The sequence below is a fragment of the Aeromonas sp. 6P genome (assembly GCF_051919525.1).
Classification (GTDB): Bacteria; Pseudomonadota; Gammaproteobacteria; order Enterobacterales; family Aeromonadaceae; genus Aeromonas; species Aeromonas veronii.
The window spans coordinates 2,783,607-2,799,108 of sequence record NZ_JBQBEO010000002.1; the positions used below are offsets into that span (position 1 = coordinate 2,783,607).

Consider the following 15,502-nt stretch of genomic DNA (forward strand, 5'->3'; position numbering starts at 1 on the left):
TCTTGCGCCGTGATCACTGTTTGCTCTGTCTGTTTTTATTGAGGTCGTCACAATGGAATTGCTGCTGGATCCCCATATCTGGATCGGTCTGTTTACCCTGATCATTCTGGAAATTGTGCTGGGGATCGACAACCTGGTCTTTATCGCCATTCTGGTGAAAAAACTGCCCCCCGCCCAACGGGACAAGGCCCGCGTCATCGGCCTGTCGCTGGCCCTGCTGATGCGACTTGGGCTCTTGAGCGTCATGTCATGGCTGGTCACCCTGACCACCCCGATTTTGCACCTGTGGGATCACCCCTTCTCCGGTCGGGACCTGATCCTGATGGGGGGCGGCCTGTTCCTGCTGTTCAAGGCTACCTCCGAGCTGCATGAACGGCTGGAAGCCAAACCCCACGATGACGGCCCGGTCGGCGCCTACGCCAGCTTCGGCGTGGTGATCGCCCAAATTTTGGTGCTAGATGCGGTCTTCTCGCTCGACTCCATCATCACTGCCGTCGGCATGGTGGAACACCTTGGCGTGATGATGGCCGCCGTGACCATCGCCATGGTGGTGATGGTGCTCGCCTCCAAGCCGCTGACCCGCTTCGTCAACGCCCACCCCACCGTGGTGGTGCTCTGTCTGAGCTTCCTGCTGATGATCGGCTTCAGCCTGGTGGCGGAAGGCTTCGGTTTCCACATTCCGAAGGGCTACCTCTACGCAGCCATCGGCTTCTCGGTGCTGATCGAGTTTTTCAACCAACTGGCCCAGCGCAGCGCCATGCGTCACGAATCCAAACAGCCCCTGCGCGAGCGCACCACCGCCGCCATCTTCAAGCTGATGGGGAGCAAGGCCTATCAGGATCAGCCGGATGACGATCTGGATGCCCCGGCCGTAGCGCCGGTGAGCTTTGGCGAGGAGGAGCGCTATATGGTGACCGGGGTGCTGTCGCTGGCCGAGCGCTCCATTCGCACCATCATGACCCCGCGCTCGGAGATGGCCTGGATTGATATCAACGACTCCAGCGACGAGATCCGCGCCCTGCTGCAGCGCGAACCCCACAGCCTGTTCCCCATCTGTGACGGGGATCTGGACGAGGTGATCGGAGTGGTCAAGGCGCGCGATCTGCTGTTTGCCTTGAACGAAGGGCAATCTTTGAGCGAACTGGCCAAGCAGAACGATCCCATTATCGTGCCGCAGACCATCAACGTGATCCGTCTGCTGGCGGAGCTGCGCAAAGCCAAGGGGAGCCTTATTCTGGTCTCCGACGAGTTTGGCGTGATCCAGGGGCTGGTCACCACCCACGATCTGCTGGAGGCCATCGTCGGCGAGCTGCCGGACGAGGACGAAACCCCGGATATCGTGCGCGATGGCGAAGGGTGGCTGATCAACGGCAGCACCAACATCCACCATGTTGAGCAGGTGCTGGAGCACGAGGGGCTGGTGAGCGAGAGCGATGAATACGTGACCCTGGCGGGCATGCTGCTCTCCCACTTCGGCACCCTGCCCACCCCGGGTCAGCAGTTGCAACTGCAGCAGCTCAACTTCGAGGTGATCGAGGTGAGCGAGCGGCGCATCGAGCGGGTGAAAGTGATGCCCGCCGCGGCTTGAGCCTGCCACCAGCAGAATACAAAAGAGGGCCAGACGGCCCTCTTTTTTATGCCTAAACGCCTCTTTCCCGGCGGGTTGCACTGATTGCTGCATCAAGCACAATTCTCTTGTGCAATTACCCCTCTTTTTCACAACAAGATGGCGGCATAAAGTGGCCTCACTTCCACCATGAGGAACTCAAGATCAGCCACGATCACCTGTTCTGCCCGCTGCGCCTCGGCCAGCTGCACCTTGCCAACCGCATTGTCATGCCCCCCATGACCCGCTCCCGTGCCAGTCAGCCCGGTGATGTGGCCAACGCCATGATGGCCAGCTACTACGCCCAGCGCGCCGAGGCGGGCCTGATCATCAGCGAAGGCACCCAAATCGACCCCATGGGCAAGGGCTATGCCTGGACGCCGGGCATCTACAGCGCAGAGCAGATCGCTGGCTGGAAGCTTGTGACCGATGCCGTGCACGCCAAGGGGGGCACCATCTTCGCCCAGCTCTGGCACGTGGGCCGGGTCACCCATCCGGACAACATCGGCGGCGCCCAACCCATCTCGGCCTCGGCCCTGCCCGCCGTGGGCGTCAAGGTGTTCGTCGATAACGGCAGCGATGCGCCGGGCTTTGTCGAGACCGTCACTCCGCGCGCCATGACTCAGGCCGATATCGATGCGGTGGTGGGCCAGTTCCGTCAGGCAGCACGCAACGCCATCAGCGCCGGTTTTGACGGCATCGAGCTTCACGCCGCCAACGGTTATCTGATCAACCAGTTCCTCGACTCCGAATCCAACGCCCGCACCGACAGTTATGGCGGATCGCTGGAAAACCGGCTGCGCTTTCTCAAAGAGGTGACCGAGGCGGTCAGTAGCGAAATCGGCGCCGACCGGGTCGGGGTGCGTCTTGCGCCGCTCACCACCCTCAACGGCACCGTGGATGCCAATCCGCAGGAGACCTATCTGGCGGCCGCCCGTCTGCTGGGCCAGCTCAACGTGGTCTACCTGCACATTGCCGAGGCGGACTGGGACGATGCCCCCCTGATGCCGGAGAACTTCAAGCAGGGTCTGCGGGATGCCTTCCCCAACACCCTGATCTATGCTGGCAAATATGATGGCGAGCGGGCTCGAGCCGCCCTAGAAGCGGGCTGGGCCGACATGATTGGCTTTGGCCGCCCCTTCGTCGCCAACCCGGATCTGCCGAACCGTCTGCGTCACGGCTATCCGCTGGCCCCCCACGATCCGGCCACCCTGTTTGGCGGCGGCGAAAAAGGGTTGACCGACTACCCCGTCTATCAGGCCGAGGACGCAACCACCAGCCGCTGATTGTCGATGGCCAACCGGCTACGTAACGCAGGCCCCACAGGTTGGGGCCTGCCGTATTGTTGCGCATTAGCAACAGTGATATGACTGACCGAATCACTGCTTCAATAATCTCGTTCTTCTCTCCCCTCGCTTTCACAAGGAGTCATCATGAATCACACCCAAGCCTGGTGCTGGCATGCCCCCGGTGAACCGACCCAGCTTACCCTCGCCGATCTGCCCCTGGCACCGCTCGCCCCTGACGAGGTGCTGGTGGCAAACCGGGTCATCGCCTTCAATCCGGTGGACTGGAAGCTGATCGAATATGGCCACTCCAACTGGCAGGATGGTCAGGTGCCCGGCGTCGATGGCATGGGTACTATCGTGGCCCTCGGCGCCAACGTCAGCCATCTGCGTCTCGGCGCCCGGGTCGCCTATCACACCGACCTGCGCCACCACGGCAGCTTTGCCCGCCACACCCGGGTACCAGCCCGCGCCCTGCTGCCAGTGCCCGATGCCCTGAGCGATGAGGCGGCCGCCACCCTGCCCTGTCCTGGCCTCACCGCCTGGCAGGCGCTGGCCAAGCTGCCGCGCCTGCACGGGGAAGCGCTGCTCATCACAGGTGCTGGCAGCAGTGTCGGCCGTTTTGCGGTACAGCTCGCCCTCAAGCAAGGAGCGCGAGTCTTTGCCAGCGCCAGTCCACGTCATCATCCGTGGCTCAAGCAGATAGGTGTGCAGGGGGTGGCCGATTATAGAGATCCCGACTGGCTGGCCACCTTGCAGACTGCCAACGGCAACGAGCCGTTTGAGGGGATCATCGATCTGGTCTCCAGCCAACAGGCTGAGAGCCTGCTGCCTGCCCTTGGCTACTACGGTCACATGGTGACTGTGCTCGGGCGCATCCCGCACAACCCGCTACCCGCCTTTAGCCATTGCCACTCATTGCACGAGATTGCGCTGGGCGCCCAGCACGCCTTTGGCTCGGACAAGCAGTGGAGTCGGCTGGTCGCCGCCGGTGTCGCCATGATGGCGCAGATGGCGAGCGGCGAGCTGACCCTGCCGCCGCTGGTGGTGGGCGACTTCGAGGCGCTGCCTACCCTGCTCGAGCGCTTCAAGCGCGAAGGACAGGGCGAGAAGTTTCTGGTGCAAGTGGCATAACGCTGACCTTCCCTGATAACCACACCGACCATTGAAACGAAAGAGGCCCGCCAGTGATGGCGGGCCTCTATTTATATCTACTGCATCTCATCTCGACTTCATTGGCGCCTGACTCAATGCAGGATCACCCCGTGAGTCTCGGCATAACTGCGGATCTCCCGGGTCAGCCGCGCCTTGTCGGCCAAGCTTAGCCAGCTCGCCTCCACCGCATTGAGCGACAAGCGGCAGAGCTGACTCATGGTCGCGCCAAGGCCATCGGCCAGCGCCACAAAGTTGGCATTCATATAGCCGCCAAAGTAGGCAGGGTCGTCCGAGTTGATGGTGACGCAGAGCCCCTGCTCCAGCAGCCGCAACACATTGTGCTGGGCCATATTGCCGAATACCTTGAGCCGGGTGTTGGAGAGGGGGCAGACGGTGAGTGGCAGCCTGGTATCGGCCAGATAGCGCAGCAACTCGGGATCATCGGCCGAGCGTACCCCGTGATCGATACGGCATACCTGCAGCTCGTTGATCGCCTGCCAGATGTAGTCGGCGGGCCCCTCTTCACCGGCATGGGCCACCACCGGCAGCCCCAGCTCGCGGCAGCGGGCAAAGACCTGGGCAAACTTACTGGGCGGATTGCCCCTCTCCCCCGAGTCGAGGCCGATGCCGTGAATGCGGGCGAGGAACGGCTCCGCCTCTGCCAAGGTAGCAAACGCCTCCTCTTCGCTCAGGTGGCGCAAGAAGCTCATGATCAGCCGCCAGCTGATGCCAAACTCCCGCTCTCCGGTCTGCAGCGCCCGCTCGATGCCGCCGAGCACAGTGGCAAAAGAGACGCCGCGGGCGGTGTGGGTCTGCGGGTCAAAGAAGATCTCCACATGCACCACCTTGTCAGCGGCGCAACGCTCAAGATAGGCCCAGGTGAGGTCGAAGAAGTCCTGCTCGCTCACCAACACGCTGGCGCCGCGATAGTAGAGATCGAGAAAGGATTGCAGGCAGTCAAAGTCATAGGCGGCGCGCACACTGGCCACATCGGGCCAGGGCAGCAGAATACTGTTGCGGCGGCCCAGCTCAAACATCAGCTCGGGTTCGAGGCTGCCCTCGATATGCAGGTGCAGCTCCAGTTTCGGCAGTCCGGCGATAAATTGCGCGGCGGTGAGGTGTTCGGGTGTGACTGGCTTGGAAATCGGGGTGTCCATAGCGACGGCTCCATCAGCAAAGTGATCCGGCGTCAGCCCCTCCACCAGACTGACCCGACGGCAGCTTTATTGTGCACCGAAGTGGCGAGACAGGGGAGACTTGTCATCAAACAGACTTATAATGGCGTCACAAAAATCATAAATGATTGAACATCTTAACGATTGGCGGCTCGCCTGCGTCCTGACAAGGAGTTTTCATGAAGAAGAACGTCATCTGCGATATCGACGGTGTCATCCTGCACAACAACGATCTCATCCCCGGTGCCGACCGTTTCGTCCATCGCCTGCTGGAGCAGGGCAGTAAGCTCTTGTTCCTCACCAACTATCCGGCCCAGACCCAGAAAGATCTGCAAAACCGCTTCCGCTCCGCCGGGATCGAGGTGCCGGAGGAGTGCTTCTACACCTCCGCCATGGGCACCGCCGACTTTCTCAAGCGTCAGGATGGCAAGAAGGCCTATGTGATCGGTGAAGGGGCGCTGACCCACGAGCTCTACAAGGCCGGTTTCACCATCACCGACATAGACCCCGACTTCGTGGTGGTGGGGGAGACCCGCAACTACAACTGGACCATGATGCAACAGGGGGCCAAGTTCGTCGATCAGGGGGCCCGCTTTATCGCCACCAACCCCGACACCCACGGCCCCATGATGCACCCGGCCTGCGGCGCCCTGTGCGCCCCCATAGAGCGGATGACCGGCAAGAAGCCGTTTTATGTCGGCAAACCGAGCGCCTGGATCATCCGTGCGGCGCTCAACCGGATGGAGGCCCACTCCGACGACACCATCATCATCGGCGACAACCTGCGCACCGACATTCTGGCAGGCTTTCAGGCCGGTCTCGAAACGGTGCTGGTGCTCTCCGGGGTGAGCAAGGTCGCCGATATCGACCGCATGCCGTTCAGACCGAACCATATTTTCGACTCCGTGGTCGACATCGATATCGTCTAATCACCACCCAAGCGTTAAACAGGGCAGGTCTCTCCTGCCCTTGCAGGATCTGTTATGGAACCCATTCTGATCGCCGTGGCTTTTGGTTGCGGCATGGTAGTCAATCTGATTGGCCTGCCCCCCCTGCTCGGCTTTCTGGCCGCCGGTTTTATCCTCAACGGCATGGGATATGAAAATACTCCCGCCCTGAGCGAAGTGGCCGATCTCGGCGTCACCCTGCTGCTGTTCACCATTGGTCTCAAGCTCAATATCAAAACCCTGATGCGACGCGATGTGTGGGGCACCACCAGCCTGCATCTGCTGCTCTCCACCCTGCTCTTTACCGTGGTGCTGCTGGTCTGCAAGGGGCTGGGGCTTGAACTTGCCCTCTCGCTGGACTGGAAACTGGCGTTGCTGCTGGGCTTTGCCCTCTCCTTCTCCAGCACCGTCTTTGCGGTCAAGGTGCTGGAAGATCGCAGCGACATGAATGCCCTCTACGCCCGTATCGCCATCGGGGTGCTGGTGATGCAGGATGTGTTCGCCGTGGCGTTTCTGGCCTTCTCCAGCGGCAAGTGGCCCAGCATCTGGGCGCTCTGGGTGCTGGGACTGCCGCTGCTGCGCCCGCTGCTGTTCAAGCTGCTGGAGCGGGCCGGTCACGGCGAGCTGCAGGTGCTGTTCGGAGTCTTTCTGGCACTGGTGGTCGGGGCTGCCGGTTTTGAAGTGGTCGGCCTCAAGCCGGATCTGGGGGCCCTCATCATCGGCATGCTGCTCGCCTCTCATCCGGCTGCGGCAGGGCTTGCAAAGGCGCTCTTCAATCTCAAAGACCTCTTTCTGGTCTGCTTTTTTCTCACCATTGGTCTCAACGGTCTGCCGACTCACGACACCATGTTGCTGGCGCTGGCGCTGGTACTGGCCCTGCCGCTCAAAAGTGTCCTCTACTATCTGGTCTACAGCGGCGCTCACCTGCGGGTACGTACCGCCCTGCTCTCGACCCTGGCGCTCACCAACTTCTCGGAGTTTGGCCTGATCGTCGCCGCCATCGCCGCCAAGGCGGGCTGGCTCTCCCACGAGTGGCTGGTGGCAGTCTCGCTGGCACTGGCGGCGAGCTTTATGATCTCTGCCCCGCTCAATGCCCAGAGCGAGCGCATTTACCACCGCATCGGCCACTGGCTGCGGGGATTGCAGGCAAGCAACCTCCATCCGGAAGACAGACCCATCGAATTGGGCGATGCGGAGGTGATCATCCTCGGTATGGGGCGGATCGGTCAGGGGGCCTACTTCGAGCTGGAGAACAAGTACGGCAACGTCATCCTCGGGGTGGAGAACGACAGCGAGAAGCTACCCACCCTGCGCGCCCAGGGGATGAACGTCATCGAGGGGGATGCCACCGATACCGACTTCTGGGACAAGGTGCTGCTCTCCAATCAGGTCAATCTGGTGCTGCTGGCGATGCCCCACCATTCGGGGAATCTCTACGCCATCGAGAAGCTGCGCAGCCACGGATTCAACGGCAAGATCGCCGCCATCGTCCGTTTCGAGGACGATATCGCCTCCTTGCAGGAGCAGGGAGTGGATGCGGTATTCAACGTCTACAACGAAGCGGGCAGCGGCTTTGCCCGCCATGTGATCCGCCGCTTGCAGCCGCTTTGAGTTATCGGCCAGCAGCCCTTGGCAAGGGAATGCGCATCGTTTAAGTTATGCACAACCTCGTTTAATAAAACGAACAAACGCGGGGCCGGGATGGCCCCGCGTTCCTATCTGCCGAAGCCAAGGAGGCACCATGAAGACCCTCAACGACTGGATCCTGCTCGATCGCCATGAGGCGGCCCCTACCCCGCTGATGCCTGCATCCGAGCGCATTAAAGCAGGCAACCCGGCGCAAACGGTGTGGAACCACTACTCCGACCCAAGCCAGCAGTTTCACGTGGGCTTCTGGGCTTGCGAGCCGGGCCGCTGGGCCATCCACTACACCGAGCACGAGTATTGCCAGCTGCTGGAGGGGGATGTGGTGATCCACGACAGTGAGGGCGGCCAGCTTGCTCTCAAACCCGGCGATCAATTCGTGATTCCGGCAGGCTTTGTCGGCGAGTGGGAGACCCTTACTCCCTGTCGCAAGGTCTACGTCATCTTCGAACCCGCCTCTGCTTGACGTTCACGTCACCCTGCCCCGTTGCAGCAGCCCTTATCCTGTTGATCTGCTTGACGCTTACGGCATGATTTTCTGCGGTTTTCCCGCTTGCAAAAGGTTTTTCCGCTAGGCATTGTGTCTGACGAGGAATGTAAATGGAATTTCGAGCCCAAACGTGGGGGGCTCATATAAAAATCAAGAGGATTACCGCCAATGTGTTCAATTTTCGGCATTCTGGATATCAAGTCCGATGCAGTTGCCCTGCGCAAATCGGCGCTGGAGATGTCCAAGCGACTGCGTCACCGCGGGCCTGACTGGTCCGGCGTCTATAGCTCAGACAAAGCCATTCTGGTGCACGAGCGTCTGGCCATCGTCGACCCGGGCAATGGCGCCCAGCCGCTCTACAACCCCGAGCGCACCCATGTGCTGGCGGTCAACGGCGAGATTTACAACCACAAAGAGCTGGAGAAGAGCCTCAAGGTCGACTTCCAGTTCCAGACCAAATCTGACTGTGAAGTGCTGCTGGCTCTCTACAAGGAGAAGGGCCCGGCGTTTCTGGACGATCTCAACGGCATCTTTGCCTTCATTCTTTATGACGCCGAACAGGATGCCTACCTGATTGGTCGCGACCACATGGGGATCATCCCCCTCTATACCGGTCGCGATGAGCACGGCAACTTCTATGTCGCATCCGAAATGAAGGCGCTGGTACCAGTCTGCAAGAGCGTCGAGACCTTCCCGCCGGGACACTACCTGTGGAGCAAGGATGGCGAGCTCAAACAGTGGTACAAGCGCGACTGGATGGAATACAGCGCGGTCGAGCACAACGTCAGCGACAAGGCCGAGCTGAAAGCCGCGCTGGAAGCTGCGGTCAAACGCCAGCTGATGTGCGACGTGCCTTATGGCGTGCTGCTCTCCGGCGGGCTGGACTCCTCCGTCATCTCCGCCATCACCAAGCTCTATGCGGCGCGCCGCATCGAGGACGATGGCAAGAGCGAAGCCTGGTGGCCGCAACTGCACTCCTTCGCCGTCGGTCTGGAAGGGTCGCCAGATCTCGCCGCCGCCCGCAAGGTGGCTGATCACCTCGGCACCATCCACCACCAGATCCACTTCACCGTGCAGGAGGGTCTGGATGCCCTGCGCGACGTCATCTATCACCTCGAGACCTATGACGTCACCACCATCCGCGCCTCCACGCCGATGTATCTGATGGCCCGCTACATCAAGGCGATGGGGATCAAAATGGTGCTCTCCGGCGAAGGCTCCGATGAGCTGTTCGGTGGCTATCTCTACTTCCACAAGGCGCCCAATGCCCGCGAGTTCCACGAAGAGAACGTGCGCAAGCTTGCCTCTTTGCACCTCTATGACTGCCTGCGCGCCAACAAATCGATGGCCGCCTGGGGTGTCGAGGGGCGCGTGCCCTTCCTCGACAAAGAGTTCATGGACGTGGCGATGCGCCTGCAACCTGCCGACAAGATGTGTGGCAAGGGCAAGATCGAGAAGCACATCCTGCGCGAAGCGTTCGAAGATCTGCTGCCCCACGAAGTGGCGTGGCGCCAGAAGGAGCAGTTCTCCGATGGCGTGGGCTATTCGTGGATCGACAGCCTGAAAGCCATGGTGGAACAGGAAGTGACGGATCAGATGTTCGAGGCGGCCGCATTCCGCTTCCCCATCAACACCCCGCTCACCAAGGAGGCCTACTTCTACCGCACCATCTTCGACGAGCACTTCCCGCTGGAAGCCGCCGCCCGTACCGTGCCTTACGGCAAGTCGGTCGCCTGCTCCACCCCCACCGCGCTGGAGTGGGATGCCAAGTTCAAGGAGATGGCCGACCCGTCCGGCCGCGCCGTGATGGACGTGCACCAGCAGGGCTACTAAGCCTGTACGCCAAACCGAGCGCATAACGTCAGATAGCAAAAGCCCTTCACCATGGTGAAGGGCTTTTTATTTAAATAGTGACGAATAATTTTATTAAAAAACAGTATGCCGACTTTTAATTAAAAAACCGTCAAAAGATTATATTATATGCAATCGAAAATAACAATAATCCTAGAAAAGTGTTCAATTATAGTCTACACATCGAATAATACATATTGCAAATCAAGATTTTTCACCTGCAAAAAAGTTTAAAACGTCCAACGTAAGGAGAATGTTGTTACCGCAACCTTGGTATCACCAGGTACCCACTTCACCTTGGGCGCATAACCAACCTCTAACGCAAGTGATTTATAGCCCAAAATAACGAATGGTAATCCAGCAAACCCCTCAATGCCTGAACCATCAAGATAGCCTGCATGCAATCCTAATCCCAGATAGGTATGTTCAGAAAAAAACCACTCTTTACGGTACGAAAATCCTATGTAACCAGCTGATTTTTCGAAAGAATCACGATACACCCCACCACGTAACGACAGCTTTCCTGTATCATCCCCACCCAAAAAAAACCAATCCAGCCCTAACCCAGGATTAAATCCATTGAGGTCACAACTTTTGGTTTTTTTGCCTGTTGACTCACAATCACTATGAATTGATGCGCCATGAATAATTAGTGAAAAATCATGATTAGCCGCCATGGAAAAAGTCGACAACCCCAAGAGTCCAATGGATAACAAGCAACCTTGAATGTTCATGTTAACCTTCCTGGATTTATTCACCTCTCACTAACACTAAGTCACAATTGGTAAGAATTCAAACGAGTAACATCAGAACCGTTGATCCCACAGATGTAAACGGGTCAGAAATACTATCGATAGTAGCCAACCAGGGTAATGTAAGGCACATCGTTTTATTCACCCTCATGCGGCGTTCCGGTGATACTGCTTCATCACTCAGAGGCTGCTGTGAAAGCTTCATTTTTTCCATTACCGCCAGTGCACTCATATTCAGATGACGGTAAAAACTGGCATTGAGCTGGGTCAGATGGAGCAAGGAGTGGCGCACCCGTTTGAATGTCTCGGCACATACGGGGCTCTGCTTGTACCAGAAGGATTCCAGTGAGCCTGTGGTGGTAAGGCCGTCAATGTCATAGAGTGCACGCCCCATGCAGAAGGTAGGCACATCATGCAACAGCGCAGAGAGACCGACCGTACTGTTGATGGTGATAACCCCTTTGAGCAAGGGATACAGGGTTGGCAGCGGCAGTTCATAACCGTAAAAGACCCTCCCCTCCAGGCCAAGCACTGCGATGAGTCTGTTTATCTGGGCGCGATAACTGACATAGCCCCGATCCATGGGGTGATGCTTGAACAGCAACACATCTTCGGGTTTGGCATGCTGCGCAAAGGAGTTGATCACCTGCGCAACCATCTCCTCTACCCCGCTCAAGTCAGAGTGTTCCCTGATCTGAAAATCTTCGGTCACTTGCAGTGGCACAAAGAAGATCCTCCCGGCGTACTGCGGCAACGCTTTGAGCAAAGCGCGATCCTGGCGCAAGTTGCCGTATTTCACCATGGCGCCGCAGACCCACCCCATCGCCTCCTGCACCAGATTCCAGGGGCGATGATTGACAAAATGGGGATAACGCCACTGCATCAGCGCCTTGCTGATATGGTAACGACTGGCATTCCAGGCGCGCACAGCAAAGGTCTTGCCCACCTTCAGCGAACTGTCATAAGGCACAGGCCAGTCCAGCTCGGCAAGCTGATCACGACGCTCATACCAGGGGCTGAAGGCATTGACCCCCCCCTGTTCCAGCGTGACGTAATCGGGTCTGAGATAACCCTCCTCCATTGCCCAAAATGGCAACTTCTTCAGCTTGCAGATACGGCCAGCAACCAGATGGTAGTAACGGCAATCTCCGTAGCAGATCACCGAATCGATAGCGTGATGCTTGAGCACCCGGCGCAAAAATGCATTCCAGCTCTCCGGTTTACCACAAAAGCGCAGATTTTCCCCAGCACAGGGCCAGCACTCATCCCCGCCATTGAAATGGATCTTCACCACCTGATGTCCCGCTTCGGTCAGCTGACGACTCAAGGCCTGAAAGAAAGGGCCAAGCGGTCCTTGCAGTAACAAAATCTTCATTGACGATGTTTCTCAAAAACGGGGGAAGCGAAAACTCAACGGAGCCGGGCGCTGCATGAGCGTCTGGAACAAGTAACCGAGCTTGACCTGCCAGCGTTGCCAACGGCTGGCCTTTTGGGCCAATGAGTGCCCTTGCTTAGCCAGCTGGCGGATCAACTGCTCCGGGCTAATCCAGAGGCCGGTCTGCCAATCGATATAGAGCGGATAGGCAACCAGCGTCAGATAGACCAGAGCCGCCAGCGGCAGACTACGTTGACGGCGAACAGGCGGATTGGCATCCGTGGTCAACCCCCAGCCACTGTAGAAGGGCTGGCCCCAGGTCGTCACCTTGACCCCCTGCACCAGCGCCTCAAAGCCGCTGAGCGATGTCATGGTATGCAGCTCATCCACATGGGGATAAAGGCTGGTGAGACCAATATCGAGCACCTGACTATCGACACACTCCGCCAGACAGGCCGCTGAAATCGCCCCGCCACGATTGCCCGCCACCACATCAGGATGAGGCTTGTAGAGAATATGGGCTTCGGGTTTAGCCGCCCGCACCGCCCACAGCAATTGCTCGTTACTGCGAATATGCGGGCTCCCGGTCAGAATGGAGGCATCACCATCTACCTGCCCGACCACCAGCACCAGCTCACGACCATCATCCGGCTTGGCGTAATGCTGCGGCTCGCCCACATTGTATTTGCTGACCCGGTGTTCACGTAGCAACGCTATCAGGGCGTCACCGCGCTTGACCTCCACCTCCGTCACCCGCTGGTAGTTGAGCAACTGCTCAAGCCCGCTGGGGGTACGGCTGTCGAAATAGATCCCGACCGGATCAAGTGATAGCGAGGAGGGGCGACAGAGATTGGAGCCAAGCCCCCTGGAGCGAATAAAGCCATCCTCAACCCGGATCGCAGAGGCGAGATCAGGGTGACGACTACCCCACACCAATATCTGCTCGTCACCGGTCAACCGCTTGGGAGGCTTGCTAACAAAACAAAGCTCCTCGGCCAAGTGATGACAAAACGCCTGCATAAAGGCGCGCTTCCACAGCGAGAAACCGACCAGATAAAGCCTGCGCCAACGTGGAGCAGGCTTTTGCTGGCGAGCAATGATGGCAACGACCTCTTCCACTTCACAACGTTGGCCAAGCACGGGGTCAAGATAGCGCGGGTAGCAGATTAAGGCTGCAGCAACCAGCTGGGGGAGCGACACTCTTACGTTGCGCCGTTCACACTGCTTGCTGTCATGGGTCAGCCCCCAACCGGCATAAAACGGCATACCGAAGCAATAGACCGGCTTGCCAAGCAACAGGCCCTCAAAACCAAGTTGGGATGACACCGTATAGACAGCATCCACCACCTTGAGTAGCGCATGGGGATGGCAGTGATCGGCAACAATCTCCACATCATCCAGGTTCAGACGGGCCAACACCCCACTCTTCTTGCCAAAGCGAGTATCGGGATGGGTGCGCAGCAACAGGCGCGCATCGGGATGATTGCGGCGGGCCGCCTCCACCATCGCCACAAAATCTGCTTCACTGGCTAGGGCGCCCGGGATGGAGAGATCCCCCGAGACCTGATCGACCAGCAGGATCCTGGGTTTGGCGCTCTGCTGCAGACGAGTGGCAAGCCCTGATGGCAAGCCGCCATAGTCCCCGACGGCAGAGAGGGCGGTCACGCTGCCGCTGACAATCGACTGACCGGGGGCAGTGGCATAACAGTTGTATTTGGTGACCCCGAGGCGTACCAGCTCACCAATCAGTCGTTCGGCCCGTGCCAACATCTGTGGCTCGCACGGGGTGGCAATCAACTGCTCAAGCTGGCTAGGCTGGCGGGCATCGTAATAGATCCCCACCGGATCGGCGATCAACGAGACCGCCTTGCCCCCCTGGCGGGGTGACCGATATAACCGATAAAGCCGTCTTCCAGCTGCCAATAGGGCAAACTCAGAGTCTTGGCCTGCTCCTTGATCTGGTGGGTATTGGCCTTCTGGCCCCAGCCGATCAGCACATCACCCGGCTGTACGGCATCAGGGGACGCAAAGCGCGCCAATGGCTGTCCCAGACAGGCGCTGATTTGAGTGCTGCGGGCCAGTATGCCGCTGGATTGTGTCCATAGAGTCATGCAAATTGCTCAGATAAAAAGTTCAGCGAGATGTGGGCTTAAACATATCTCTGAAAAAGGCCCGAGGGTTGAGATAGAGCTTGCGCAGCTTGCGCCACAGTGGCCGCTTGCGCTGCACCCCCTCTTGCCAGCGCAACAGCCCCGGATATTCGTTCACCGGATAGCCAGCCTCCTCCTGCAAACGGATCATCCACTCGCGAAAATCCGGCAACTCCCCGCCAAGATCGTCACAGGGCACCACAGGCCCTTTCAACGGGCCTCGCTCTGCTTCGCTGCAGGCTAGCATCTGCTCAAGCAGCTGATCATTGTTAGCCCGCCGCTTGTGGTAAGGGTGAGTCAGGGGGCGCGGATGCCACTGGTGAACCAGAAACCGGCCGGCAAACAGATGGGGCAGCGCATAATAGCTGAAATAGCGCCGAAACCCCTGATAATCCCCCGGATGCTGTGCCTTGATATTAAGGGCATAGTCATCCGGTCTCGGCCCGATGGGGTAATGACGGGTAAGGCGGTCTATCAGTTCGAGATCTTCGCCGCCATGGCCGACAAACTGCTCGTCAAAGCCCCCCAGCTGCAAAAACCACTCGCGATTGATCAGCAGGCAACTGCTGGCTAGGGCGATGCCCTCCACCCGGTGATTCTCCCCGCGTAGAAAGGATTCCAGGCACCCCTGAAAATCCCCGTCAAAGCGCTCCGTCTCTTCTTTGGTCAGATAGAGGCAGGGGTACATCAAGAATGCTTGTTGGTTGGTATATATTATTTTTTGTAATTTACATATTAGTGTTTTCCAATTGTTATGTGAGAGGTCTAGATCCGCATCTACAAAGAAAATATATTTTCCATTGGCATGCTTTGCTGCAAAATTCCTTAGCGCTCCTGGGCTAAAAACGTCATATTCAGGTGCATGTAACCATGTTACTCTCTCATGACCTTGACTCCATTTATGCCGATGCGAGGAAAGTGAGCCAGAATAAATTATTAAAACCTCACAGGAGGTTTTTTCTATTGCATGACAAACTAGCTTTTCCAATCTAAAGTCTTCTTTAATAAAAAGTCGCTCAGAAAATGGAATAACTATACTTAGGTCTGTCTTGTAGTTAGATACTTTCATAT

The 15,502-nt window shown here is 58.2% G+C and carries 13 protein-coding genes; 7 read left to right on the plus strand and 6 right to left on the minus strand.

The window, feature by feature from the left end:
- Nucleotides 1-52 precede the first annotated feature (52 nt).
- The 3 genes from ACTG2J_RS12915 (at nt 53) to ACTG2J_RS12925 (ending at nt 4,026) form a co-directional block, all read left to right on the plus strand.
- Nucleotides 53-1,588, plus strand: coding sequence for a TerC family protein (locus ACTG2J_RS12915; protein ID WP_040066465.1), 1,536 nt, complete (start codon nt 53-55; stop codon nt 1,586-1,588).
- 182 nt (nt 1,589-1,770) lie between these two features.
- Entirely contained in the window at nt 1,771-2,892 is a 1,122-nt protein-coding gene (locus tag ACTG2J_RS12920; RefSeq protein WP_439997916.1) for an alkene reductase, read from the plus strand.
- Between the two features lie 147 nt (nt 2,893-3,039).
- On the plus strand, nt 3,040-4,026 hold the full coding sequence (locus ACTG2J_RS12925) for a zinc-binding dehydrogenase (RefSeq protein ID WP_439997567.1): 987 nt from the start codon (nt 3,040-3,042) through the stop codon (nt 4,024-4,026).
- A gap of 113 nt (nt 4,027-4,139) precedes the next feature.
- Here the strand turns inward: ACTG2J_RS12925 and ACTG2J_RS12930 are convergent, their stop codons facing one another.
- A complete protein-coding gene (locus ACTG2J_RS12930; RefSeq protein WP_439997568.1) occupies nt 4,140-5,204 on the minus strand; it encodes an adenosine deaminase in 1,065 nt (354 codons plus the stop codon).
- Between the two features lie 197 nt (nt 5,205-5,401).
- Here ACTG2J_RS12930 and ACTG2J_RS12935 point away from each other — a divergent pair, with 197 nt between their 5' ends.
- The 4 genes from ACTG2J_RS12935 (at nt 5,402) to asnB (ending at nt 10,136) form a co-directional block, all read left to right on the plus strand.
- On the plus strand, nt 5,402-6,151 hold the full coding sequence (locus ACTG2J_RS12935) for an HAD-IIA family hydrolase (protein ID WP_005337281.1): 750 nt from the start codon (nt 5,402-5,404) through the stop codon (nt 6,149-6,151).
- Nucleotides 6,152-6,205: 54 nt separating this feature from the next.
- Complete coding sequence (locus ACTG2J_RS12940) at nt 6,206-7,780, plus strand: cation:proton antiporter family protein (protein WP_005344770.1); 1,575 nt, start codon at nt 6,206-6,208, stop codon at nt 7,778-7,780.
- Between the two features lie 130 nt (nt 7,781-7,910).
- Nucleotides 7,911-8,279, plus strand: coding sequence for a cupin domain-containing protein (locus tag ACTG2J_RS12945; protein ID WP_019446570.1), 369 nt, complete (start codon nt 7,911-7,913; stop codon nt 8,277-8,279).
- Between the two features lie 192 nt (nt 8,280-8,471).
- On the plus strand, nt 8,472-10,136 hold the full coding sequence (asnB, locus tag ACTG2J_RS12950) for an asparagine synthase B (protein WP_439997569.1): 1,665 nt from the start codon (nt 8,472-8,474) through the stop codon (nt 10,134-10,136).
- A gap of 248 nt (nt 10,137-10,384) precedes the next feature.
- On the opposite strand, the gene ACTG2J_RS12955 is transcribed toward asnB, so the two are convergent.
- From ACTG2J_RS12955 to ACTG2J_RS12975, 5 genes are read right to left on the minus strand one after another with little or no spacing between them, the layout of a single operon-like run.
- A complete protein-coding gene (locus ACTG2J_RS12955) occupies nt 10,385-10,888 on the minus strand; it encodes a hypothetical protein (protein ID WP_439997570.1) in 504 nt (167 codons plus the stop codon).
- Between the two features lie 58 nt (nt 10,889-10,946).
- Nucleotides 10,947-12,281, minus strand: coding sequence for a capsule biosynthesis protein (locus tag ACTG2J_RS12960; protein ID WP_439997571.1), 1,335 nt, complete (start codon nt 12,279-12,281; stop codon nt 10,947-10,949).
- Between the two features lie 12 nt (nt 12,282-12,293).
- A complete protein-coding gene (locus ACTG2J_RS12965) occupies nt 12,294-14,138 on the minus strand; it encodes a capsular polysaccharide biosynthesis protein (RefSeq protein ID WP_439997572.1) in 1,845 nt (614 codons plus the stop codon).
- Nucleotides 14,135-14,392, minus strand: coding sequence for a hypothetical protein (locus ACTG2J_RS12970; RefSeq protein ID WP_439997573.1), 258 nt, complete (start codon nt 14,390-14,392; stop codon nt 14,135-14,137). Before ACTG2J_RS12970 ends, ACTG2J_RS12965 begins: the two co-directional genes overlap by 4 nt.
- A gap of 22 nt (nt 14,393-14,414) precedes the next feature.
- On the minus strand, nt 14,415-15,500 hold the full coding sequence (locus ACTG2J_RS12975) for a galactosyltransferase-related protein (RefSeq protein ID WP_201989233.1): 1,086 nt from the start codon (nt 15,498-15,500) through the stop codon (nt 14,415-14,417).
- Nucleotides 15,501-15,502: the final 2 nt, after the last annotated feature.